Annotated in this window: 18 protein-coding genes and 3 tRNA genes; 5 read left to right on the forward strand and 16 right to left on the reverse strand. The window is 60.1% G+C overall.

Annotated elements, in window-relative coordinates; genetic code table 11:
* Positions 1-3: 3 nt before the first annotated feature.
* The 10 genes from VE26_RS07920 to secE all read right to left on the reverse strand — a co-directional run bounded on the left by VE26_RS07920 (position 4) and on the right by secE (position 14,471).
* Positions 4-1,128 (reverse strand): ABC transporter permease, encoded by a 1,125-nt coding sequence (locus VE26_RS07920; RefSeq protein ID WP_046104467.1) that lies wholly within the window; start codon positions 1,126-1,128, stop codon positions 4-6.
* 82 nt (positions 1,129-1,210) lie between these two features.
* Positions 1,211-2,161 (reverse strand): sugar ABC transporter substrate-binding protein, encoded by a 951-nt coding sequence (locus VE26_RS07925; protein ID WP_046104468.1) that lies wholly within the window; start codon positions 2,159-2,161, stop codon positions 1,211-1,213.
* Between the two features lie 164 nt (positions 2,162-2,325).
* Positions 2,326-6,510 (reverse strand): DNA-directed RNA polymerase subunit beta', encoded by a 4,185-nt coding sequence (rpoC, locus tag VE26_RS07930; protein WP_046104469.1) that lies wholly within the window; start codon positions 6,508-6,510, stop codon positions 2,326-2,328.
* Between the two features lie 80 nt (positions 6,511-6,590).
* Positions 6,591-10,733 carry a DNA-directed RNA polymerase subunit beta gene (gene rpoB / locus VE26_RS07935; protein WP_046104470.1) on the reverse strand — a complete coding sequence of 1,381 codons (4,143 nt, stop codon included), beginning with the start codon at positions 10,731-10,733 and terminating at the stop codon, positions 6,591-6,593.
* 424 nt (positions 10,734-11,157) lie between these two features.
* The gene (gene rplL / locus VE26_RS07940; protein WP_046104471.1) at positions 11,158-11,538 is read right to left on the reverse strand and encodes a 50S ribosomal protein L7/L12; all 381 of its coding nucleotides are present in this window, start codon (positions 11,536-11,538) and stop codon (positions 11,158-11,160) included.
* Between the two features lie 57 nt (positions 11,539-11,595).
* Positions 11,596-12,114 (reverse strand): 50S ribosomal protein L10, encoded by a 519-nt coding sequence (rplJ, locus tag VE26_RS07945; RefSeq protein WP_046104472.1) that lies wholly within the window; start codon positions 12,112-12,114, stop codon positions 11,596-11,598.
* Positions 12,115-12,417: 303 nt separating this feature from the next.
* The gene (gene rplA / locus VE26_RS07950) at positions 12,418-13,110 is read right to left on the reverse strand and encodes a 50S ribosomal protein L1 (protein WP_046104473.1); all 693 of its coding nucleotides are present in this window, start codon (positions 13,108-13,110) and stop codon (positions 12,418-12,420) included.
* A gap of 5 nt (positions 13,111-13,115) precedes the next feature.
* Positions 13,116-13,544, reverse strand: a complete 429-nt coding sequence (gene rplK / locus VE26_RS07955; RefSeq protein WP_046104474.1) for a 50S ribosomal protein L11 — start codon at positions 13,542-13,544, stop codon at positions 13,116-13,118.
* Positions 13,545-13,703: 159 nt separating this feature from the next.
* Entirely contained in the window at positions 13,704-14,234 is a 531-nt protein-coding gene (nusG, locus tag VE26_RS07960; RefSeq protein ID WP_046104475.1) for a transcription termination/antitermination protein NusG, read from the reverse strand.
* A 42-nt stretch (positions 14,235-14,276) separates the two neighbouring features.
* A complete protein-coding gene (gene secE, locus VE26_RS07965) occupies positions 14,277-14,471 on the reverse strand; it encodes a preprotein translocase subunit SecE (protein WP_046104476.1) in 195 nt (64 codons plus the stop codon).
* Positions 14,472-14,726: 255 nt separating this feature from the next.
* On the opposite strand from secE, the gene VE26_RS07970 reads away from it, so the two are divergent.
* Positions 14,727-15,008: a hypothetical protein gene (locus tag VE26_RS07970; protein WP_046104477.1), complete on the forward strand. Its 282-nt coding sequence runs from the start codon at positions 14,727-14,729 to the stop codon at positions 15,006-15,008.
* A 4-nt stretch (positions 15,009-15,012) separates the two neighbouring features.
* Here VE26_RS07970 and VE26_RS07975 read toward each other — a convergent pair whose 3' ends face one another.
* From VE26_RS07975 to VE26_RS07990, 4 genes are all read right to left on the reverse strand, one after another.
* Positions 15,013-16,068: a sensor histidine kinase gene (locus VE26_RS07975; protein ID WP_046104478.1), complete on the reverse strand. Its 1,056-nt coding sequence runs from the start codon at positions 16,066-16,068 to the stop codon at positions 15,013-15,015.
* Between the two features lie 159 nt (positions 16,069-16,227).
* Positions 16,228-16,303 (reverse strand) — tRNA-Trp (locus VE26_RS07980).
* Positions 16,304-16,383: 80 nt separating this feature from the next.
* Positions 16,384-17,313 carry an aldo/keto reductase gene (locus tag VE26_RS07985; protein WP_046105146.1) on the reverse strand — a complete coding sequence of 310 codons (930 nt, stop codon included), beginning with the start codon at positions 17,311-17,313 and terminating at the stop codon, positions 16,384-16,386.
* Between the two features lie 151 nt (positions 17,314-17,464).
* A tRNA-Tyr gene (locus VE26_RS07990) sits at positions 17,465-17,549 on the reverse strand.
* Positions 17,550-17,732: 183 nt separating this feature from the next.
* Here VE26_RS07990 and VE26_RS07995 point away from each other — a divergent pair.
* Positions 17,733-17,806, forward strand: a tRNA-Gly gene (locus VE26_RS07995).
* Between the two features lie 7 nt (positions 17,807-17,813).
* Here VE26_RS07995 and VE26_RS18055 read toward each other — a convergent pair.
* Positions 17,814-18,074, reverse strand: a complete 261-nt coding sequence (locus tag VE26_RS18055; RefSeq protein WP_046104479.1) for a hypothetical protein — start codon at positions 18,072-18,074, stop codon at positions 17,814-17,816.
* A gap of 198 nt (positions 18,075-18,272) precedes the next feature.
* On the opposite strand from VE26_RS18055, the gene rlmB reads away from it, so the two are divergent.
* From rlmB to VE26_RS08015, 3 genes are all read left to right on the forward strand, one after another.
* A complete protein-coding gene (gene rlmB, locus VE26_RS08005; RefSeq protein ID WP_046105147.1) occupies positions 18,273-19,028 on the forward strand; it encodes a 23S rRNA (guanosine(2251)-2'-O)-methyltransferase RlmB in 756 nt (251 codons plus the stop codon).
* The gene (locus VE26_RS08010; RefSeq protein ID WP_046104480.1) at positions 19,025-19,414 is read left to right on the forward strand and encodes a hypothetical protein; all 390 of its coding nucleotides are present in this window, start codon (positions 19,025-19,027) and stop codon (positions 19,412-19,414) included. Before rlmB ends, VE26_RS08010 begins: the two co-directional genes overlap by 4 nt.
* A 319-nt stretch (positions 19,415-19,733) precedes the next feature.
* A complete protein-coding gene (locus VE26_RS08015; RefSeq protein WP_046105148.1) occupies positions 19,734-21,158 on the forward strand; it encodes a mannose-1-phosphate guanylyltransferase/mannose-6-phosphate isomerase in 1,425 nt (474 codons plus the stop codon).
* 69 nt (positions 21,159-21,227) lie between these two features.
* On the opposite strand, the gene VE26_RS08020 is transcribed toward VE26_RS08015, so the two are convergent.
* Positions 21,228-21,647, reverse strand: a complete 420-nt coding sequence (locus VE26_RS08020) for a hypothetical protein (RefSeq protein WP_046104481.1) — start codon at positions 21,645-21,647, stop codon at positions 21,228-21,230.
* Between the last annotated feature and the right edge of the window lie 8 nt (positions 21,648-21,655).

Here is a 21,655-nt window from a genome sequence, read left to right on the forward strand (position 1 = left end):
GGCTCAGCGCTCCCCTGTAATGAGGCGGCGGATATAGGTGTTGAGGATGACCGCCAGCAGCAGGATAACCCCAAGGAACACGCGGAACAGCGAGCTTTCGACACCTGCGAAGAACAGACCCTGTTGCACCACCCCGAAGATCAGTGCACCCAGAGCTGCACCGATCACCGAGCCATAACCGCCGGTCAGGAGCGCGCCGCCGATCACAACGGCAATGATGGCCTCGAACTCCTTGAGCAGGCCACGGTCCGCCGCTGCCGAGCCGAATTCCATAACTTGGCAGGCCGCAAAGATCGTCGCGCAGAAAGCCGAGAACACGAACATGGCAATCTTCACGCGATCGACAGGCACGCCGACATAGCGGGCCGCCTTGGCATCGCCGCCGGCGGCATAGATCCAGTTGCCGAAACGCGTCCGGGTCAAAAGCACATGAGCGAAGATGATGAGGGCAATGGCCCAGATCATCAGCATGGGAATCCCGTCGACGACCGGCTGCCCTGCCCGGTTGCCCGCCTGAAAGGTTGCAATCCAGCCCATATCCGCCAGCCAGTAGAAAATGAACCCGAGGACCTTCCCCCCGAACAGGGTAGCTAGCCAGTCGCCCTGCGCCGCCTCACGGACCCCACCGATAATGGTCTGCCGCGTCGTGGAGATGGAAAGGTAGATGGTCAGGCCGCGCAGGATATAGAGCGAGGCCAAGGTGACGATGAAGGATGGCAGGCCGGTCTTGATCACCAGGTACCCGTTGGCCGCCCCAATCAGCATCGCTACGATGAAAGCCGCGATGATCGAGGCCCACATTGGCCAACCCAGATGCACGCTGAGCAGGGCGATCACGATACCGGCAAACCCGATCATCGAGCCCACGGACAAGTCGAACTCGCCCGCGATCATCAGCAGGCAGGCACCCACCGCGATGATCGCGAACTGCGCCGATACGACACCCCAGTTCATGATGCCGTCGGCCGCAAACATGCCGGTACCGCCGGCGACGATGGCAAAGTAGATGAATACAAGCACTGTGCCCGCCATGGCGCCGAGTTCGGGGCGGACAAAGGCACGACGCAGGGTCGACTGCCGCTGAACACGTTCATCGGCGGTCGGCGCGCCCGGGGGCTGGTCAACCATTCAGATGTCTCCGAGATACAGAGGGCGCCACGCGCCTGTCAGAATATCCGGGGCCGAAGCGGCCCCGGATGACCGGAAAAGATCAGCGGTACTGACCCGCATATTGCTCGACCAGGGCGATATTGTCCTTGGTGATGAAGCCCGGGCCCGAATTGATCGAATTGCCCGGCACCACGCCGTAACGCGCCAGATTGGTCAGCACGACGACAGGGAGATAGCCCTGCAGGAACGGCTGCTGGTCGATGGCGAAGTTGATCGTACCGTCCTTCACGGCAGCGGCGATCTCGGTGGAAAGGTCGAAGGTACCGAAGAAGATGGCGCCGGCCTGTCCGGTAGCATTGAGAGCGGCAATGGTCGGATGTGCAGAGGTTGGGCCGAGAGTCAGGATGCCATTGGTGTCGGGATTGGTCTGCAGGTACGCCGCGACCTTGGACTGGATTTCGCCAGGGTCCTGTCCGGCATCGATCATCTGATTGCCCAGCTCGACGCCCAGCGCATCGGCAAAACCCTGACACCGCTCAACCGAGGCCGGGTTGGTGATGTAGTGGTTGACGCACAGGAAGCTGGTGACGCCGGCTGCCTTTGCCTGCTCCCCTGCCCCGAAGCCCGCATCGTATTCCGGCTGGCCAACGTGCAGCAGCGCCCCGATTTCCTTGGACTGCTCGACCGTCCCCGAATTGATGGTGATCACTGGAATGCCCCGGTCTACGGCATCGGCCAGCGGCCCCTTGAGCACGTCGAAGTCGGCGATGGTCGCGATGATGCCATTGGGGCCGGACGCAGCAGCCTGTTCGATGATGCGAGCCATGTCGGCGAGGTCACCGGTCGGTGGGTTGCGATACTCGACGGTCACATCCATCTGTTCGCCTGCCAGGGCAATGGCGTTCTTGATCGTGTTCCACCAGCTGTCCGAATCCGGAGCATGGGACACAAGCACGAACCGCTCTCCCTCCGCGGCGGCAGGCATGACGGTGGCCGGCAAAACGGCAGCGGCAAGCGCCAGGGCAGCGAGGCCCTTCGTAAGAATGTTCATCGATTTCCTCCCTCGTGAACCTCCGCAGAAATGGCCCGTATGTTCTATTTTAAGCCACCTGCGAAACAAACATTCCATTTTTAATGAATGTCGTCAAGCGGTGCTCGGAGGGCAAAAGAAAAGGGGCCCGAGGGCCCCTTTCCAGTTCACGAATGACGGTCGTCTTACTCGGCGGCGGGAGCGGCGATCTTCACCGTCTCCGCCTGGCGGCGGCGTTCATCCAGGATCAGATCGTCGCGCTTGGAGGCGATCTGCTTGGCCTTGGACTGGCCGGCACCGGTACCGGCCGGGATCAGTCGGCCCACGATGACGTTTTCCTTCAGACCTTCGAGAAGGTCGGCCTTGCCGGACACTGCAGCCTCGGTGAGGACGCGCGTCGTCTCCTGGAAGGATGCCGCAGAGATGAACGAGCGGGTCTGCAGCGACGCCTTGGTAATGCCGAGCAGGACCGGGTTGGCCGTTGCAGGCTTCTTGCCTTCGGCGACCAACGCATCGTTGAGCTCGTCGAAGTCCAGCTTGTCGAGCTGCTCATCCTTGAGCAGGCCGCTCTCACCCGGATCGACGATTTCGACCTTCTGCAGCATCTGGCGAACAATCACTTCGATGTGCTTGTCGTTAATCAACACGCCCTGCAGACGATAGACTTCCTGGATCTCGTTCACGAGGTAGCGCGCCAGCTCTTCGACGCCCTTGATGGCAAGGATGTCATGCGGAGCGGGATTGCCGTCCAGAATGTACTCGCCCTTCTCGATCGCATCGCCTTCCTGGAGGTGGAAAGGCTTGCCCTTCGGGATCAGGTATTCGACCGGATCGGCACCGTCTTCATTCGGCTCGATGATGACGCGACGCTTGTTCTTGTAGTCGCGACCGAAGCGGATCGTACCATCGATCTCGGCGATGATAGCGTGATCCTTCGGACGACGGGCTTCAAACAGTTCGGCCACGCGCGGCAGACCGCCGGTGATGTCCTTGGTCTTGGCCGATTCCAGCGGAATACGGGCCAGGACGTCACCCGGAGCAACCTTCTCGCCCGGCTCCACGGCAATAACCGCGTCGACCGAGAGCAGGTAACGGGCATCGCCACCACGTTCGACCTTGGCGATCGAGCCGCCACGAGAAATTGCGAGGGCAGGCTTGAGGCCTTCACCGCGCTGATTGCCGCGCCAGTCGATGACCACGCGCTTGGTGAAGCCGGTGGCCTCGTCGGTGTTTTCCGCAACGGAAGCACCATCGACCAGGTCCTCGAACACAACCTCGCCTTCGACTTCTGCCAGGATCGGACGGGTATAGGGGTCCCATTCGGCAAGACGCTGGCCACGGCGGACAGTGTCGCCTTCCTTGACGAGCAGCTTGGAGCCGTAGGTCACCTTGTGAGTAGCGCGCTCCTTGCCTTCCCCATCGACGATGACGAGCGACACGTTACGAGCCATGACGACCTGCTTGCCGCCTTCGACAGTGGCGAGGTTGGCATTGCGGATCTCGACTTTGCCCTCGGCGCCCGACTCCAGGAACGAGCTGTCGACCACCTGCGCCGTACCACCGATGTGGAAGGTACGCATGGTCAGCTGGGTGCCGGGTTCACCGATGGACTGAGCGGCGATCACGCCGACAGCTTCACCGATATTGACCGGGGTACCGCGTGCCAGGTCACGACCATAACAGGCCGCGCAGCAACCCTGACGCAGATCACAGGTCAGCGGCGAGCGGATGCGGATCGACTGAATGCGAGCCTCTTCGATCACGTCGACATGCTTTTCCTCGAGCAGAGTGCCCTTGGGCGCAATCAAGTCGCCGGTCAACGGATGGAACACGTCATCCGCAGTGGTGCGACCCAGAACACGCTGGCCAATCGAAGCCACCACCTGGCCGGCATCGACGATCGGCTCCATGGTCAGGCCGCGTTCGGTGCCGCAATCCTCGGTGATGATGATCGCGTCCTGCGCAACGTCCACCAGACGGCGGGTCAGGTAACCCGAGTTGGCGGTCTTCAGGGCGGTATCGGCCAGACCCTTGCGGGCACCGTGGGTGGAGTTGAAGTACTCCAGCACGTTCAGGCCTTCCTTGAAGTTTGCGGTGATCGGCGTCTCGATGATCGAGCCATCCGGCTTGGCCATCAGGCCGCGCATGCCGGCGAGTTGCTTCATCTGTGCCGGCGAACCACGAGCACCGGAATGGCTCATCATGTAAACCGAGTTGATCGGCTTCTGGCGACCGGTTTCCTGATCGATCTGAACCTTGCGGATCGCGTCCATCATTTCTTCGGCAACCTTGTCGCCGCACTTGGCCCAGGCGTCGACGACCTTGTTGTACTTTTCGCCCTGGGTGATCAGGCCGTCATTGTACTGCTGCTCGAATTCCTCGACCAGCTTACGGGTCTCGTCCACGATCGTGTACTTGGACGCCGGGATAACCATGTCGTCCTTGCCGAACGAAATGCCTGCGTCACAAGCGTTCTTGAAGCCGAGCTGCATGACGCGGTCACAGAAGATGACCGTCTCCTTCTGGCCGCAACCGCGATACACGGTGTCGATCATCTTGGAGATCATCTTCTTAGTCATCAGCTGGTTCGCCGTGGCGAACGGCACTGCCGGGTTCTGGGGCAGGATCTGGCCGATGAGCATACGGCCCGGGGTCGTTTCCACGATCTCGGTGGTCTTGTTGCCATTCTCGTCCCAAGCCGGCACGCGCGCCTTGATCTTGGTGTGGAGGGTGACGACCTTGTTGTCGATGGCATGCTCGAGTTCGGCATAGGAACCGAAGGCCATGCCTTCGCCCGGCTCGCCGTCATTCATCAGCGATAGATAGTAGAGACCCAGCACGATGTCCTGGGAGGGCACGATGATCGGCTGGCCGTTTGCCGGGTGCAGGATGTTGTTGGTCGACATCATCAGCACGCGCGCTTCCAGCTGCGCTTCGAGCGACAGCGGGACGTGCACGGCCATCTGGTCGCCGTCGAAGTCGGCATTGAAGGCCGAGCAGACGAGCGGATGCAGACGGATGGCCTTGCCTTCGATCAGGATCGGCTCGAAGGCCTGGATGCCAAGACGGTGAAGCGTCGGCGCGCGGTTCAGCAGAACCGGATGCTCGCGGATGACTTCGTCCAGGATATCCCAGACTTCGGGCTTTTCCTTCTCGACCAGCTTCTTGGCTTGCTTCACCGTCGAGCTGAAACCTTTGGCTTCGAGGCGCGAGTAGATGAAGGGCTTGAACAGCTCGAGCGCCATCTTCTTGGGAAGACCGCACTGGTGCAGCTTGAGGTTGGGCCCCACGGTGATGACCGAACGGCCCGAATAGTCCACGCGCTTGCCAAGCAGGTTCTGGCGGAAGCGACCCTGTTTGCCCTTGAGCATGTCGGAGAGCGACTTGAGCGGACGCTTGTTCGCACCGGTGATGGTGCGACCACGGCGGCCGTTGTCGAACAGAGCATCCACAGCTTCCTGCAGCATGCGCTTTTCGTTGCGGATGATGATGTCCGGCGCACGCAGCTCGATCAGGCGCTTGAGGCGATTGTTGCGGTTGATGACGCGACGGTAGAGATCGTTGAGATCAGACGTCGCGAACCGGCCGCCATCGAGCGGAACAAGCGGGCGCAGCTCGGGCGGAATGACCGGGATGACGGTCATGATCATCCATTCGGGCTTGTTGCCCGACACGATGAACTGCTCGACGATCTTGAGGCGCTTGGCCAGCTTCTTGGGCTTCAGCTCAGTGGTCGACTCGGCGATTTCCACGCGCAGGTCAGCCGCGATCTTTTCGAGGTCGAGGTTGAGGAGGATATCGCGGATCGCTTCGGCGCCGATCTTGGCGGTGAAGGTGTCGGCGCCATACTCGTCCTGCGCATCGAGGAATTGCTCTTCGGTGAGCAGTTCGTTCTGCGTGAACGGGGTCAGGCCCGGATCGAGAACGACATAGTTCTCGAAATAGAGGATGCGCTCGATATCCTTCAGAGTCATGTCGAGCAGCAGCGCGATGCGGCTCGGCAGGGACTTGAGGAACCAGATGTGGGCAACCGGAGCGGCCAGTTCGATATGGCCCATGCGCTCGCGGCGGACGCGGCTGAGGGTGACTTCCACACCGCACTTTTCGCAGATGACGCCCTTGAACTTCATGCGCTTGTACTTGCCGCACAGGCACTCGTAGTCCTTCACGGGGCCAAAGATGCGCGCGCAGAACAGGCCGTCACGCTCGGGCTTGAACGTGCGGTAATTGATGGTCTCGGGCTTCTTGATCTCGCCGTAGGACCAGGAAAGGATCTTTTCCGGCGACGCGATCGAGATCTTCATCTGATCGAAGGTCTGCACCGGGATGGCCGGGTTGAACGGGTCCATGACGTGGGAATGATGGTTCATCTATTCTCTCCTCTATCCGCCCGGATCGCAGACTTGGCTGCTGATCCGACCGGAAGGTGAATGGGGTTGGAAGTGCCGGATTATTCCGCCGCTTCCTGAGGAGGCGCGAGTTCGCCTTCAGCTTCGTTGGCCGGGCCATCCAGCTCGCGGTTCTCAAGTTCGACATTGAGACCGAGCGACCGGATTTCCTTGACCAGCACGTTGAAGCTTTCCGGGATACCCGCTTCGAAGGTGTCGTCGCCGCGCACGATGGCCTCGTAGACCTTCGTACGACCTGCCACGTCGTCCGACTTGATGGTGAGCATTTCCTGCAGCGTATAGGCGGCGCCATACGCTTCGAGAGCCCACACTTCCATTTCGCCGAAGCGCTGACCACCGAACTGGGCCTTGCCGCCCAGCGGCTGCTGGGTAACCAGCGAGTACGGCCCGATGGAACGCGCGTGGATCTTGTTGTCCACCAGGTGGTCCAGCTTGAGCATGTAGATGTAGCCAACCGTCACCTGACGGTCGAACTGCTCGCCGGTTCGGCCATCAAAGACGGTCGACTGACCCGAGGACTTCAGTCCTGCCCGCTCCAGCATCTCGACGATATCGGCTTCCTTGGCGCCGTCGAACACCGGGGTCGCGATCGGAACACCCTTGGACAGGTGCTCGCCCAGACGGATCAGACCGTCGTCGTCGAGATCGGTGATCGTCTCGTCATTGGCAAAGAGCTCGCCGATTTCGAGACGCAGCGGCTTGAGGTCGCCCTTGGCATGATAGGCGCGAACCATCTCGTCGATCTTCCTGCCCATGCCGGCACAAGCCCAGCCCAGGTGCGTCTCGAGGATCTGGCCCACGTTCATGCGCGAGGGCACGCCGAGCGGGTTCAGCACGATGTCCACCGAGGTGCCGTCTTCGAGATACGGCATGTCTTCGACGGGCACGATGCGGGAAACCACACCCTTGTTACCGTGGCGGCCGGCCATCTTGTCGCCCGGCTGGATCTTGCGCTTGGTCGCGATGAAGACCTTGACCATCTTCATCACGCCTGGCGGAAGTTCGTCGCCGCGCTGCAACTTGTCGACCTTGTCGATGAAGCGCTGTTCAAGCAGACGGCGGCTCTCTTCATACTGGGCATGAAGAGCTTCCATCTCGGTCATGACTTTGTCGTCTTCGACCGCGAACTGCCACCACTTCGCGCGCGGCTGCGCTTCGAAGATGGAATCGTTGAGCTTGGTGCCGGTGACATAGCCCTTCGGACCCGCCGTCGCGGCCTTGCCGAACAGCATCTCCTTGAGGCGGGCATAGACGTTACGGTCAAGGATCGACTGTTCGTCGTCACGGTCCTTGGCCAGTCGCTCGATTTCCTCGCGCTCAATGGCCATGGCACGCTCGTCCTTGTCGATGCCGTGGCGGTTGAACACGCGCACTTCAACGACAGTACCGGCATCGCCGGGCGGCACGCGGAGCGAGGTATCGCGAACGTCCGAGGCCTTTTCACCGAAGATGGCGCGCAGGAGCTTTTCTTCCGGCGTCATCGGGCTTTCGCCCTTGGGCGTGATCTTGCCCACCAGGATGTCACCCGGCTGCACTTCGGCACCGATGTGAACGATACCGGCTTCGTCGAGGCTCTTGAGCGCTTCTTCCGACACGTTCGGAATGTCGCGCGTGATTTCCTCGGGGCCAAGCTTTGTATCGCGGGCCATCACTTCATATTCCTCGATGTGGATCGAGGTGAAGACGTCCTGCATGGCGATCTTTTCGCTGAGCAGGATGGAATCTTCGAAGTTGTAGCCGTTCCAGGGCATGAACGCGACGAGCACGTTGCGACCCAGGGCCAGGTCGCCCAGTTCCGTCGATGGGCCGTCAGCAATGATGTCACCGGCATTGATGTGGTCGCCCACGACAACCAGCGGACGCTGGTTGATACAGGTCGACTGGTTCGAACGCTGGAACTTCATCAGGTTGTAGATGTCCACGCCCGACTTCGACGCATCGGTTTCTTCCGTGGCGCGGATGACGACGCGGGTGGCGTCGACCTGATCGACGATACCGGTGCGCTTGGCCACGATGGCGGCGCCGGAGTCACGGGCCACGACAGGCTCCATGCCGGTGCCCACGAACGGGGCTTCGGCACGCAGCAGCGGCACGGCCTGACGCTGCATGTTCGAGCCCATGAGAGCGCGGTTGGCGTCGTCGTTTTCCAGGAACGGGATCAGCGAGGCGGCGACAGACACCATCTGCTTGGGGGAAACGTCCATGAGGTCGACGTTTTCCTTAGGCGTTAGGCCGTTGTCGCCGGCATGGCGTGCAACCACCAGATCGTGCTCGAGCTCGCCATCCTTGGTGAAGGTGACGTTGGCCTGGGCGACGTAGTGCTTGGCCTCTTCCATGGCCGAGAGGTAAACGACCTCGTCGGTCAGCTTGCCATCGACGATCTTGCGGTACGGGGTCTCGATGAAACCGTACTTGTTGACGCGGGCAAAGGTCGACAGCGAGTTGATCAGACCGATATTCGGGCCTTCCGGCGTCTCGATCGGGCAGATACGACCATAATGGGTCGGATGCACGTCACGGACTTCGAAGCCTGCGCGCTCGCGAGTGAGACCACCAGGTCCAAGAGCCGACAGGCGGCGCTTGTGGGTGATTTCCGAGAGCGGATTGGTCTGGTCCATGAACTGCGACAGCTGCGAAGAACCGAAGAACTCACGCACCGCGGCGGCAGCCGGCTTGGCGTTGATCAGGTCCTGCGGCATCACCGTGTCGATTTCGACCGAGCTCATGCGCTCCTTGATGGCGCGTTCCATGCGGAGCAGGCCAAGGCGATAGGAGTTTTCCATGAGTTCGCCGACCGAACGAACACGGCGATTGCCGAGATTGTCGATGTCGTCGATTTCGCCACGACCATCGCGCAGGTCGACCAGAGTGCGGACAACCTCAACGATATCTTCCTTGCGCAGCGTGCGCATGGTGTCGGGAGCATCGAGCTCGAGGCGCATGTTCATCTTCACGCGACCGACGGCGGACAGGTCATAGCGTTCGCTGTCGAAGAACAGCGACTGGAACATGGCTTCGGCAGTTTCAACGGTCGGGGGCTCACCCGGACGCATCACGCGGTAAATGTCGAACAGCGCGTCTTCACGGCTTTCGTTCTTGTCCACGGCGAGCGTGTTGCGCAGATAGGCCCCGATGGTGATGTGGTCGATGTCAAGGATCGGCAGCTCGTCGAAACCGAGGTCGACCAGCTTGGTCAGCACCTTCTCGTCGATTTCGTCGCCGGCCTCGGCATAGATTTCGCCGGTCTTGAGGTTGACCAGGTCTTCGGCGATGTACATGCCGTAGAGGTCTTCATCGACCGCCAGCAGGTGCTCGAGGCCGTTCTCGGCCAGCTTCTTGGCCTGCCGGGCGGAAAGCTTCTTGCCGCCCTCATGCACCACGTCGCCGGTCTTGGCGTCGATCAGGTCATGGCTGGGCTTTGCGCCCTTCCATTTCTCAGCATCGTAAGGCACGCGCCAGCCCTTGTCGGACTTCTCGTACTGCAGGGTGTTGTAATAGGTCGCCAGGATTTCCTCGGCATCCATGCCGAGCGCCTTGAGCAGCGACGTCACCGGAATCTTGCGGCGGCGGTCGATACGCGCATAGACGATGTCCTTGGCGTCGAATTCGATATCGAGCCAGGAACCGCGATAGGGAATGATGCGCCCGGCGAACAGCAGCTTGCCCGAGGAATGGGTCTTGCCCTTGTCGTGATCGAAGAACACGCCGGGCGAGCGATGCATTTGCGAGACGATGACGCGCTCGGTGCCGTTCACGATAAACGTGCCGTTCGACGTCATGAAGGGCATGTCGCCCATGTAGACGTCCTGCTCCTTGATGTCCTTGACGGACTTGGCGCCGGTTTCCTCGTCCACTTCGAACACGATCAGCCGCAGCGTCACCTTGAGCGGGGCAGCGAAGGTAATATCGCGCGCACGGCACTCGTCGATGTCATACTTGGGCTGTTCAAATTCGTAGCGCACGAATTCCAGGCTGGCCGTGTTCGAGAAGTCGGTGATCGGGAACACCGAGCGGAACACGGACTGAAGCCCCTCGTCCGGACGACCGCCCTTGGGCTCGTCGACCAGCAGGAACTGATCGTAGGAAGCCTTCTGGACTTCGATCAGGTTGGGCATCTCCGTGACTTCGCGGATGGACCCGAAGGACTTGCGAACCTTGCGGCGGCCGTTGAACGTGGTAGCCATGAAAGCTCCTGTTTCAGTATTTTGCGCTGCACCGAAAAAAGTCTGAGAACCTTTTTCGGCACTGCGTTGTTATGGCATTGTCTCGGAGGCAGATATCCAAAGACCCGACTATCAGCCGTCGGCGCTCGGGATATATGCCTGGTCGTCAATTCAGTCCGGCCTGAAGAAAGCTTGGACGGACCCCGCCCCGGCCGGGAGCGAGATCACAGACGCGTGAACAGCGACTAAAGCCCCGCACGCGGCACAGGCCGCAGCGAGGTCATCAGAGGCTTGTTTATGCCCGCGACATCCGAAATCGTCATATATTTCCGCAAATTGGCGCCTGGACCCATCCAATCGGCCCTGGCGAATCGTTCCGTCAGAAACGGAAAAGCGAAATGGCACATAAAGCGCCATTTCGCATATTTCAAGGCAAAAACTGAAATTACTTCAGTTCGACCTTTGCGCCGGCATCTTCCAGCTTCTTCTTGATGTCTTCGGCTTCAGCCTTGGACACGCCTTCCTTGACGGCCTTCGGAGCGCCTTCGACCAGCGCCTTGGCTTCGCCCAGGCCCAGGCCGGTGATGCCACGGACTTCCTTGATGACGTTGATCTTGTTGTCGCCGAAGGAGGCGAGGATCACGTCGAATTCGGTCTTTTCTTCAGCGGCCGGAGCAGCGGCACCACCACCAGCGGCAGCAGCGACAGCAACCGGAGCAGCGGCGGAAACGCCCCACTTTTCTTCCAGCAGCTTGGACAGTTCGGAAGCTTCCAGAACGGTCAGGGCGGACAGGTCGTCAACGAGCTTGGCGAGATCAGCAGCCATTTTATACTCTTTTCAGTTTGGGTTTGGGTTCGAATGTTGAGGTAGTTTGGAACGGCCTTACGCCGCTTCGCTCTTTTCTGCGTGAGCTTTGAGAACGCGAGCAATGCCCGCACCCGGCTGCACGAGAATGGAAGCGATGTTCGTTGCCGGCTGCTTGACCAGGCCTGCGAGCTTTGCGCGCAGCTGATCGAGCGACGGCAGCGTAGCCAGCGCCTTGACGCCATCGGCGTCGAGAGCGGTCTGACCCATGGCACCACCGAGAATGACGAACTTTTGGTTCTTCTCGGCGAAGGCCGCTGCGATCTTGGGTGCAGCGACGGGGTCTTCCGCATAGGCGATGACGGTCGGGCCGGTGAACAGGCCCGAAATGTCCGCGACATCGGTTTCCTTAAGAGCAAGCTTGGCAAGGCGGTTCTTTGCGACCTTGACCTTGCCGCCAGCCTTCTTGACCTGCACACGCAGATCTGTGAACGCAGCGACGGTCAGGCCGGTATTGTGCGCGACCACGATCGATCCAGCGCCCGCGAGGGCTTCCTGGAGCGAGGCGATAACGGCACTCTTTTCCGCTCTTTCCACACTAGTCTCCACTAGTCTGGCTCTTTGGGCGAACCCTTGGAGCCATTGCCAATTGCTGCCCCCCACCCCTTTGGGGCCGGGGAACAACGGTTAGTGCCTGCCAACCGAGCGCCCCGAGGGGCAACTGGCTTAGGTTCGAACCGCAACCCATCAGCCTAAGGCTCAGGAATTGGGTTTTCACCCCGTCTATTGCAGGCCCCGAAATCGGGATTAACGGCTTGCGCCGGCCGGCAGTCTGGGACAGGACTTTACGCAGCTCCGAAGGGAGCGGCGAAACCGGGCGGCGAACCGCCCGGAATTTCCTTAGATGGCCGTACCCGGCTCGACATGGACACCGGGGCCCATGGTGGACGACACGGCGACCTTCTTGACATAGGTGCCCTTGGCGCCAGCCGGCTTGGACTTCACGACGGCGTCGGTAAAGGCCTTGATGTTCTGCAGGAGTGCTTCCTCGGAGAACGACACCTTGCCGATACCGGCATGGATGATACCAGCCTTCTCGACGCGGTATTCAACGGCGCCGCCCTTGGCTGCCCCGACGGCACCCTTGACGTCCATGGTCACGGTACCGACCTTGGGGTTCGGCATCAGGTTGCGCGGGCCCAGGATCTTACCGAGACGACCGACCAGCGGCATCATGTCCGGAGTGGCAATGCAGCGATCGAAATCGAGCTTGCCGGACTGGATGGTCTCCATCAGGTCTTCGGCACCGACAATGTCAGCACCAGCGGCCTTGGCTTCATCGGCCTTGGCGCCACGAGCGAACACGGCGACGCGAACGGTCTTGCCGGTGCCGTTGGGCAGCGAGACGACGCCGCGGACCATCTGGTCTGCGTGGCGCGGGTCGACGCCCAGGTTCATGGCGATCTCGACGGATTCGTCGAACTTGGCCGAGGCCTTCGACTTCACCATCTTGATGGCGTCCTCGAGGCTGTAGAGCTTGTTGCGGTCGATGCCTTCACGAGCGGCGGCGACCTTCTTTGCGATCTTTACCATGGTACTTAGCCCTCGACCTGGATGCCCATGGAACGCGCGGAACCGGCGATCATGGTCATTGCGGTTTCAACGTCGTCGGCGTTGAGGTCCTTCATCTTCTTCTCGGCGATGTCGCGCAGCTGTGCCTGCGAGATCGTGCCGGCGCTGTCCTTGCCCGGCAGCTTGGAGCCGGACTTGAGGTTGAGCGCCTTCTTGATGAAGTAGGTCACCGGCGGCTGCTTCATCTCGAAGGTGAAGCTCTTGTCGGCATAGGCCGTAATCACGGTCGGAATGGGCGAACCCTTTTCCAGTTCCTGCGTGGCCGCATTGAAGGCCTTGCAGAATTCCATGATGTTGAGGCCGCGCTGACCGAGAGCAGGACCGATCGGGGGCGACGGGGTGGCAGAGCCAGCCGGCACCTGGAGCTTGATATAGCCCGTAATCTTCTTAGCCATGTTCTATCCTTCCAAAATGCCACGAGTGGCAGTTGAAGCCGTGGTACAGTTTCCTGACGCTGGCTAAGCGCCATCCCCTTCCACGGGTTTTGCCGGATCGCTCCGGCAGTTTCCGGCTGTCGCCGAAATCTCATTTGACGCGGTCGCGGCCGCGCCGGATCAGACCTTTTCGACCTGACCGTATTCGAGCTCCACGGGCGTCGGGCGGCCAAAGATCGACACCTCGACCTTGAGGCGCGAGCGCTCTTCGTCAACTTCCTCGACCACGCCGTTGAAGCTGGCGAACGGACCGTCCGACACCCGCACGTTCTCGCCCACTTCGAAGCTGACGGAGGGCTTGGGATGATCCACGCCTTCCTGCACCTGCTGCAGGATCGACATGGCCTCGTTCTCCGAGATCGGCATGGGCTTGTTGTCTGCACCCAGGAAACCGGTCACCTTCGGGGTATTCTTGATCAGATGGAACGCCTCGTCGGTCATGTCCATCTTCACCAGCACATAGCCGGGAAAGAACTTGCGTTCCGCATCCACCTTTCGGCCACGACGAATCTCCACGACCTTCTCGGTCGGCACGATCACGTCTTCAAACAGGTGCTCGAGCTTCTTCTGCGCAACCTTCTGGCGAATGTCTTCCGCCACCTTGCGCTCGAAGTTCGAATACGCCTGAACGATGTACCAGCGCTTGGCCATAAGAGGGTGCCGCTCCCAGTAAACCTTAAAAACCAGACCCGCTTAGCGGATCGACAACATCAGAGACACGAGCCAGGAGATCACCTGGTCGGCCAGCAGGAAAAACAGGCTGGCCATGATCACCAGCACGACGACCATGATCGAGGAGATCAGGACTTCGTTGCGGCTGGGCCAGGTAACCTTGCTGACTTCCGAGCGAACCTGCTGGAGAAACTGGATCGGGTTCGTGCGGGCCATGGGCAAATCAACTCGTTTCTTGGTGCAAAACCAAAGGCCGCGCAGGTTTCCCGCACGGCTAGAGCGGGCTATCTAGAGACTTTGGCTGCATATTGCAACAGGGCACCACAAGAGAATCGCTGCCGCAGGCACCCCGCGAAAACACCCGCTTGTAAAGCATAAGTGCAAAACAGCGCGGAATCCGCTTGCACCGGGGCTTTCTTTGGCATTGGATTGAAATGTGCCCAAAAGTTGGCAGAGCTCATGGAGGGAGCGATGTCTTTCGAAGTGGTTGGCTGTCAGCTCCTGCATTTCGGTCCGCACAAGGCGATTCCCCAAAGGATCACCGGCGCCGTGCGCGTGCGCATCAGGGAAACCTTCATGGGCAATATCACCCAGTATTCGCTCGACCTTCCGGTGAAGGCCGATTGCGGCCATGTGCCCCATGATCAGGTTCGCACCGCGCTGCTCACCCATGCCGCACATCAGCTGAACAAGCTCAAGGCCCGTCACACGCAAAAACTGGCAACCGATCACTTACCTGTTGCTGCGGAGTAGACGCTCAGGCTTCGGGCTCGGCGCGTTGACGCGCAAAGAAAATCTCCACGCTGACCCCCTGCCCCGGCGCCGATTGCACGTCGAGCGATGCGCCGGCATTTTCGCGCAGCGAGTGCACGATGAGTGCGCTGAGCTTGCCCGGCTTGGGCCAGCTCGCATCCCCTGAAAAGCCCACCCCATCATCGGCCACGATCACCTTGCATCCGCGCTCGTCCACCAGCGCATGCAGCTTTATCGTTCCGCCCTCTCCGTCAGGAAAAGCGTGCTTGAGCGCGTTGGTCAGAAGTTCATTGACCACCAGGCCTGTGGGCATGGCCACGTTGATCGAGCAGGGCCAGGTATCCACCTGGAGGTTGAGCCGAATGCCCTCCTTGGCCTGCGCTGCCATTACCGCGGAAGCGACTTGTCCCAGATACGCACCGAGATCGATGCCCTCCTCGGTATTCTGATCGTAGAGAGCCGAATAGAGCAGCGCGAGCGAGTTGATGCGCCCAGCCAGCCGCTGGAAGGCATCACCGCTTTCATCCGGCAATTGCCGAGCTTCCATCCGGATCAGCGCGGTGATCATCTGCAGGTTGTTCTTCACCCGGTGCTGCAATTCGCGCAGCAGCGTATCCTTTTCGGTGATCTGGCTGAGCAAGGCATCATTGCGGCTCGGCATCGGCACAACGGCGAGCATACGAAACTGGGCTATGCCTGCATCGTCCTCGATCAGGCTGCTCCACGCCTCGATGTGGACGTCACTGGGACCATGAAAGCCGCCAAGATGGTCTTCCACGTTATCGATCTGCTCAACAAGCGGCTGACCGCTTTCCGCCGATGCCAGGCATTCCGGCAGCGCCTTCCAATCCTTGCCGACCAGCGAACCGTCGATCTTCATATATTCGGCAAAAGCCGGGTTGAAGTAGACGATCCGCTCTTGCGGGCTCATTTCCGACACCGCAACGCCAAATGGCATATGGTCGAGAAACTGCCGGAAGCGCTCGTTTTCGAACGCATCGGCAAGGTCGGGTGTTTCAAGAAATTTTTCTACCGCGTCAGGAGAAATCTGGTTGGTCACGTGTCGCACCCAGGAAAACGATCAGCATTAAGGCGCAGGAGCCCGAACGAGTTCCAACTGCTGACCAGGCATGCCAGCCTAACAGAAATCAGAAGGACCGGCCAAGCAAGTGCCGGTGCACGGCCCGATCGTCGGAGAGAAAATGTCGGTGATTGTGCCTGGCAGGGGCTGGGGGACTCGAACCCACGACCCTCGGTTTTGGAGACCGATGCTCTACCAACTGAGCTAAACCCCTTCAGGCGAGGCCGTGTCTAATGGCAAAGAAGGAAGGATGCAAGTGGGTCTTGCATCCCAATCCCCGCTAGTTGTGTCGCCTCAGGGGACCTTGTGGCCCGCAGCGCGGAACAGCCGGTACCATTCCTCGCGCTCGAGGCGCACATCCGAACCTGCCGCTGATTCCCTGACCCGCTCGGGCTTGGTAGTGCCCAGCACGACCTGGATATTGGCCGGGTGCCGGGTGATCCAGGCCACGGCAATGCCGGTGGGCGTCACACCATATTTAGCGGCCAGTTCGTCGAGCACGGTGTTGAGTTCGGCATAATTCTCCTGATCGCCAAGGAAAACGCCATCGAAGAACTGCTTCTGGAAGGGAGACCAGGCCTGCAGCATCACCCCGTTGAGCCGGGAATAATCCAGAAGACCGACGTCCCGCGAGATCGATTGGTCGAGACCGGCCATGTTGGCCGCGATGCCCTGCGCAAAGAGATTAGCATGCGTGACGCTGAGTTGCACCTGATTGAACGACAGCCTCTGGCGAACGGCCGACTTGAGCAATTCGATCTGACCCGGCGTATGATTGGACACGCCGAAATGCCGAACCTTGCCGGAGGCATAAAGCCTGTCGAACGCCTCTGCCACCTCCTCGGGCTCCACCAGCGTATCGGGGCGATGCAGCAGCAGCACGTCGAGATAGTCCGTGCGCAAGGCGGCAAGCGATTCATCCACCGTCTGCAGGATATGCTCCTTGGAAAAATCAAACCAGCCGCGCCTGATTCCCACCTTGGACTGAATGACCATCTGTTCCCGGTCGGCGGCCTTCAGCTGCATCGCTTCGCCAAAGCGCGCTTCGCAGAGATGCCGTTCACCCCCATAGATATCGGCATGGTCGAATACCGTGATACCCACCTCGCGCGCTGCGCCCACGAGAGCCTGGATTTCGCCATTGCTCATCTTCGCGATGCGCATCAGCCCCAGCACCACGCTGGAAAGGGCAAGTTCGGTATGGGGAAGTATATAGGTTTTCATCGAAGCAAATCGCCAGAGAGGAATCGTCTGGCAACCAGCCTTATGCGATTCACCCGGCATTTGGCTCAGCAAATGCATCGACTCAGCAAATGCAGGCGATGTGCGGCCTGCTCGGTGGCCGCCCCGGTTCGATGTCGTTCTGTCGAGGATTTGGTGGAGGGGACTGGATTCGAACCAGTGTAGCCTGAGGCGTCAGATTTACAGTCTGATGGATTTAACCACTCTCCCACCCCTCCACATTTTGGGCAGGACACGAATGCTGTCGCGTTCGTCGGGGCGGTTTATGGTTGGCTGTCGCAAAGGTGTCAACACCCAAGCGCATCTCACCGGCAAGAAATTGTGTAGCTTGCCAAATTTTGGGGACGACGACACCGCACCCTTGCCATAAGTGGGCCGAACTTGCTAAGCGAACGCACGATGCGGGTATAGCTCAATGGTAGAGCAGCAGCCTTCCAAGCTGAATACGCGGGTTCGATTCCCGCTACCCGCTCCATTCCCCTTCACGCTGGCAATTTCACATCAGGCGGTGGAAACATTCCCTTGAGCTTTTCAAGGGCGCGGTGATAGCCGACGATCAACCGGCCGATCTGGCGGGCTTTGCTGGGATATTTGCGGCCCAGGGCCACCAGTGCCCGCGCTTCTGTGCGCAAGAGCATGGCAACCTCATCCGGATCACGCGTGAGGCGCATCATCCAGAGCCAGGCCCGAAGGATTCGCAAGGAGCGCCTTAACCGATCGTCGATGTCGCAGTCGTCGTGCATTGAACTCCCCCCGAAGTCCCTTCCCCAATAGCGCAAGCAGCACCGGCGTTCCCTCACGCTTAACGCATTGGTTAGTTAGTGCTTGCGGGGAGAAGTAGAATTGCATCTGACCGTGCGGTTGCAGATCGAGTGCCGGAAGCTGTGCCTGCCGCACAGTCTTGGATTGCGAAGGCGCTGCAAAAGGGCTACCGCTCGGCCATGAGCCGCAACAAGTTTCCGCCCAAGCCCAAATACGATCCTGATACCGGTCCGGTCTATCTTTATGGCCTGCATACGGTGCGCGCCGCGCTGGACAATCCCCATCGCGTCAAGACCACGCTGCTGGCGACGCCGAACGCTCTCAACCGGCTCAAGGAGACGGGCGAGATCGGCAAGGTCCGGGTAACCGAGACCAACCCCAAGGAACTCGATCGCCTGCTCGGCGGGGAAGCGGTGCACCAGGGCGTTGCGCTGGAAGTCGATCCGGTGAGCCGGTTCAGCCTTGAGGACATTGCCGATCTCAAGCTCGTCGTCGTGCTTGATCAGCTCACCGATCCGCACAATGTCGGGGCCATCCTGCGCACCGCCTGCGCTTTTGGCGCCGATGCGGTGATCACCACGGCCCGCCACTCCCCCCGCGAAACCGGTGTCATGGCCAAGGCCGCTTCAGGCGCGCTCGATTTGGTACCGATGATCGAAGTGCGCAATCTCGGTGACACGCTTGAAAAGCTCAAGGCGCGTGGCCTTCTGGTTCTGGGGTTCGACTCTGAAGCCAGCCAGCGCCTGACGCCGCGCGCCGAGGCCGTTCCCATGGCTGTGGTCATGGGCGCCGAGGGCAAGGGCCTGCGCCAGCGCACCCGGGAATTGTGCGACGAGATGGTGAGGCTCGACATGCCCGGCCCGATCAAGTCCCTCAACGTCTCCAACGCGGCTGCGATTGCGCTGTTCGCGGCAACCGCAGGGCGCGACGCATGAGCCAGTTCGAGCCGTTTGCCATGGCCCTGCGCCTCTCGGGCGTCTCCATCGCCCAGGCCGATCTCGACGCGGCACTGCGCCAGCTCAGCGTGCGCTACGAGCCCGAGGACGCTGAAGACAGCTTCTATGCCCAGATCGACGTCCCCGTCGATAATCCGGTCCGCGCCATTCTTGAGCTCGCCGATCGTTCCGGCCCTGCGCTCGCCGCCATGCTCGAAGACCGGCGCATCGGCAAGGCGGTGCTCGATATCGCCTTCGATTACCCGGCCGAAGGCGAAGCCATGTCCGCCCGCCTCCCCGCCCACGCCGCCACCGCCATAGCAACGCACGGCATCGACATCGAAATCTCCGTCTACCTCACCGACGTCGAAGACGACGAAGACTAGCGGCAGTCCTAGTGGATCAGTTATCGTTCATGCCCCAAGGCATGGCATAAGTGTTATCCCGTGGCCGATCTTCTGACGCGAGCATTTTGGCTCTCCCAAAGAGGATGATTATCACGAGCCCCACCCTACCCGCCGCCCTTGTGCATCCCCAACCTCATATTTGCCATTTGCGCATAGCTCCCATGTGCAAGATCACGCGTGCAAATATCTCCCCGTTGCCACCAAATTTAACCATGGAAACATTGCGTTTCGGTGCCGAGAGACAGTATTGCAATCTTGGCATATGACTGTGGTGAAGTGTCTGCGGAGAAGCACGCTTATGAGCACTGTCGTTGTCCCTCTTATCCTGGCTGGCGGCCAGGGGACGCGCTTATGGCCTATGTCAAGGGCCGCGCGTCCTAAGCAGTTTCTACCACTCACTGGGCCGACGAGCCTGTTTCAGCAGACCTTGGAGAGAGTGGCCAACCAAAGATACGCGGCACCGGTCGTCATCACAAATTCAGAATATCGCTTTATCATTGGCGAGCAGGCTGCAGAAATCGGTGTTGATCTGACCGCGGTTCTACTCGAACCCGTGGCGCGCAATACAGCAATTGCGATCATTGCTGGTGCGGCGTTCATTTCACGACGGTTCGGACCGGACTCCCTGATCCATGTTTTGCCTTCGGACCATAAGGTAATAGTCGATGATGGTTATTGGGCATCCCTTGATAACGCCGCAGATGCCGCGACACGGGGCCAGTTGGTGACGTTTGGGATCAGTCCCACCTACCCCGAAACTGGTTTTGGCTACATACGGTCTGAGGCTCGGGTCGGTGGTGCGGCTTCAGCGGTCCAGCACTTTGCAGAAAAACCTGATGCCGAGCGCGCCCACAAGATGCTCAGCGAAGGCGGCTACCTCTGGAATTCTGGCATGTTTATGTTGGAGGCACGACGCCTATTGGCAGAGGCCGAGCGCCTTGCGCCTGATACGTATAGGGCAGCTGTCGAATCCGTGGCGCAGGCTAGAGAGGACTTGGACTTTATCCGATTGGAAGAAGCCAGTTTTGCCAAGGCACCTCAGATCTCCATTGATTACGCGATCTTCGAGAAAACCGAACGGGCCTCAGTAGTGGCCGTGGATTTTGCTTGGTCAGATCTCGGCAGCTGGGACGCGGTCTGGAAGAACGGCGAACAGGATGACGCCGAAAACGTTAGTGTCGGCGCGGTGACACTCACTGACGTATCCAGATCACTTGTCATCACTGACCATGCTCATGTGGCGGTAACCGGCTTGGAGGACATCGCCGTGATTGCCACCAATGACGCCGTCTATGTCGGCCGCCTTTCAGAGGCGCAGAAAGTCAGCGATGTGGTCAAGCGCCTCAAGTCGCGACAGCAGACAAGTGCCTTGACGGAAATCCATCGGACCGCGTACCGCCCCTGGGGAGGTTATGCTTCGGTCCTCAATGGCGAGCGGTTCCAGGTCAAACGGTTGTTCGTCAAGCCAGGCAAGAAACTGAGCTTGCAGAAACACCACCATCGCGCTGAGCATTGGATCGTGGTCCGCGGTACCGCCGAGGTGACTGTCGATGGTAACGTGACGGTACTTTCCGAGAACCAGTCGATCTATTTGCCACTTGGCTGCGTGCATCGGCTCGCCAACCCTGGAAAGATCGAACTGGAGCTGATCGAGGTCCAAACAGGCTCATATCTCGGCGAAGACGACATCATCCGCATCGAGGACGAATTCGGCAGAACCTGATCGCTCTGACCCTTGCTGAGGACCGAACGGTTCCAGCAAGGGTTGCAACCTCAGCCTTAACCCAGCAACTTACCGGAGCGTGACGTAAACCGTCCCGGGGGTGAGTGACGTCATGTCTGGCCGCCGCAGATTTTCCACCGTCATTTCCGAACGCAGCCTGCTGCGAACGGTGCCGCGCGTTTCGTACATGGTAATAAGAATAGAAGCAGACGTGCACTGCGAATTGCTGCGGTCTCGCGCCGTCGCTCCTGCCCCGGCTTGATAGGCGCAAGTGACGGCAATATCGCATCCCGCCTGCTTGGCCTGAAGGCCTATGGCCGCAAACTGTTTTTGTACGCTTGGAACAATATTGTTGCGGCTGGGTGGTAGATCCGGGAAAGCGTAGGTGCCGGCAATACTGCACGCCGCCTCCTGCGCTACGCTTCCAGAGGCTGCGGCAAATGGAGCCACAACAAGCATGCCCAAAATCGCCAAAGTAGCGGTCTTCATGTCTAGCC

Source organism: Devosia chinhatensis (genome assembly GCF_000969445.1).
In the GTDB taxonomy this organism is placed as follows: Bacteria; Pseudomonadota; Alphaproteobacteria; order Rhizobiales; family Devosiaceae; genus Devosia; species Devosia chinhatensis.